This is a genomic window from Stenotrophomonas sp. P5_B8 (assembly GCF_054049855.1).
In genome coordinates, this window is the sequence record NZ_JBFULO010000441.1 from 1 (window position 1) to 3,039 (window position 3,039).

The window sequence follows — 3,039 nt, forward strand, 5'->3', positions numbered from 1 at the left end:
CGGCTGGGATAGGCGCATACCCGGCCAACATATGCACCCCATGGCTGTTGATCGTGGGCATGGCACCGGCTTCTCCGCGAGAAACGGCCTTGACCACTTCATTTTTTAACGCCGATTCGCCCACCCGGTCAGGTTCGGGGTGATAGAGCAGCTTTCCGTCCTGGCCTACGACGTAAAGATACGACCCGTCCCGGTAGTAGTGCGTTCCAAGTAGGGTATGGAGCACGTTGGGCTCCTTCAAGTGGATGGACGCGCTGATGTAGCCTTGGTAGTCCCCAGACGGGTCAAAGATTGGTTGCGAGATGGTCAGGACTAACTTGCCGGTCGCAGAAACGTAGGGGTTGCTCACGAGCGGGGCGCGACTGGCGATCGCTAAGGAGTTGGCTAAGCTGGAAAGAACCTGGCCGTCGATCTGCGGTAGGGTCGGGGAAGATGCCGTCACTCGTCCTTGGTTGTCCACCACCACAACCGAGTTGAATGCATTTGTCTGGGATTGCAGTCGATGTGCCTCTGCGGAATCGACGCCACTGCCCATGCCTCCGGCTCCAATGGCCCGTGCGCTGTATTCCAGCTGCTGCTGGGTCGATACCAGAAAATTATGGGTGGTCTGCGCGAGCTTGTGGGCATAGACGCGGTTGGACTCAAGTGCGTTATTGATCAGCTGCTCGCGTTGGACCTGATACGCCGCAAACACCGCATTTGCCAACATGACCCCAGCTGAGAGAATGGCGAGCCCGACGATCAACCGTTGGAGATTAAGGTGTTTGGCGATCTTCCTCATATGTCCTGCGTCCCTTCGTACGATTCCATAATTGCCTCAGGCCAGCAGCACAAGATTCGGTGTTGAGGGCAGGGGCACCAGGCAAGGGGCGTCGGCTGCGTCCCTTGTCTAACTCAAGCCTACGATGACTGACAGGCGATGAACAAACGGCATTAACGGCAACGCCACTGACGCGATCTAGCCCTTAATGGTTAAGCGCACAGCGGTTGAGACCCCGGTGCAGGATCAGCCTTGCAAAAAAGTGCCGCACCCGCTGGTCACGACGGCCACCAATGGGGCGTCATTGCCTGAAACTCACCACGATCATCTGGGGGAGAACATCGTGGGCGGGCAATCCAGCGGCGCGCGGCCGGCCTCGGGTCTAAGTTGGATGACCCAAGGCAGTGTCGATCATTCCATCCAAGATGTAGACAGAGCGTGGAAAGGCGGTGAGGAGTTCATTCAAGAGTCAAGCACTGAGTCCAGTGGCGCGCGTCGGCTGGCGAGTTCTCGCGCATTTACGGGCCGGCCGAAGAACCACCCTTGGCCAATCGCCTGCGGGGCGAGGCTGCGGAGCATGGCCGCCTCGGCCGACGTTTCAATGCCCTCGATGGTCACGTCCAGGTTCAACTTGAGTGCTAGCTCATAAACGGCGGGAAGAACAGAACGAAGCGGAGAGTCGGTCGTAATGGCCCCCGTAAACAAACGATCAATCTTGATGCCATTGAAGCTCGTGCGAGCTAAGTGGGAGAAGTTCGAATGGCCCGTTCCGAAATCATCGATGAGGAATCGGAAGCCTGCCCCTTGAAGGAGCGCCATGTTTGTGAAAAATTCTGGCGTCACGATGTCGTTGCGTTCGGTCACTTCAAAACAGACTTGGAACGGCCTCAAATGCCGACTCTCAACTTGGCTCAGCGCGTAGTCGGGGAAGGARCCATCTGCAATATCCTCCGGCTCAACGTTGATGCAGACGTAGAGCTCGGCATCCGGTAGAAGAACTCCTTCGATGTCATCAAGCGCGGTGGCGAGGACGTATCTTGAAAGCACAGGGCCAAAGCCATTGACTTGGGCGAGGGGCACAAAGATGTCCGGACCGATCTCCTCCTCGGGGGAGATATGCCACCTGGCGAGCGCCTCGAAGCCAACGGTGGATCCGTCGGATATCTTTCGAAGGGGCTGAAACACGATGGTCAACTCACCGCTTTCTATCGCACTCTGTAGGCGTTGCTCTAGGCTCCTTTTCAAGTTGCGATAGCGGATTGCCATCCACCCCAAGCACAGGCCGGTGACCAGTCCCAAGCCAGCGAAAGTCGAGAGCAGGTGGGAGGGCAACGACCACAGCGCGGTGCGCGGTGAAGTAACTGCTGCGCAGACTCCGACCGTGTCGCTGCAATAGCTGCGCTCAAGCGTGTCGTTTCGATGCCAGTCCCGTGCGTCAGCGACAGGTTCAACTGACCTAAACGTGTATTCGCCATTGGCTGTGGCGATCACAATGCGGCTGGTCCTGGACGGATCTACATTGTCAAATGCAGACGGGGAAGTCACCGTAGCGACGTTGCCCCGGACCACGATGTTCGTGGCGATGTAGGGGGAATGGAGCACGTCAGACGACCTCCAAATGCCGGCTCCGTTTCGCTGAAACCTGGGGGCAGGCAAGACCATGGGGGGCTCCAAGGCTCCCCATAGGGCCGTGCAGACGATTTGGCCGTCGCGAACCTTTCCCACGTCGCTCATGTAGCTGGAACTGAAGGCGATGGCTTTGAGGTTTCGCAGATCTGTGTCGGAGCAATCTTCTCCGCGCGTTGCCAAGGCTTGCTTGGCGGCTGCGGCGCTGCTGCGCGCGATCACTTCTGCCTGACCAACTGCCAGTCGGGCGGCCGCAGACGCGCGTTCGACGTCTTGCACGTAGAGAACCGCCTGCGCGATTACGAGAGTGGTCAACATCGTCAACCCGACGGCCGCTGCCAAAGCTAAGCCATCTTGGGTCCTGTTGCGTTTGCGCATCTGTTTGAGCCTTGGGAAGCAATGGCTGTGTTTGGAGGTGCTCGCCAACGCTGGTATTTGATAGCACTTTGCGCCGCCAGGTGGAAGGAGGGGCGCTCTCTTGAGTGTCAGGGAGTAGGGCGTCGCGGGTTGTGTCCGCCCGGTGCTTGAAGGCAGTGGGGATTGGCCGTAAGTTGGTGGTCGGCAGGCGGTGGCCTATTCAGGTTTTCTGCGGCGGCGAGAGACCGGCCACTGCTTTCGGGCCGCTTCACTGTGCCCCCAGCAGTAAAGTCAGG

General features: G+C 58.6%; 2 protein-coding genes. Both read right to left on the minus strand.

Going from position 1 to position 3,039, the window contains the following annotated elements; genetic code table 11:
• Nucleotides 1-781: cache domain-containing protein (locus ACXJKH_RS17720; RefSeq protein WP_457321298.1), on the minus strand; the 781-nt coding region annotated here is incomplete at its 3' end.
• 441 nt (nucleotides 782-1,222) lie between these two features.
• A complete protein-coding gene (locus ACXJKH_RS17725) occupies nucleotides 1,223-2,764 on the minus strand; it encodes an EAL domain-containing protein (protein WP_457321300.1) in 1,542 nt (513 codons plus the stop codon).
• Between the last annotated feature and the right edge of the window lie 275 nt (nucleotides 2,765-3,039).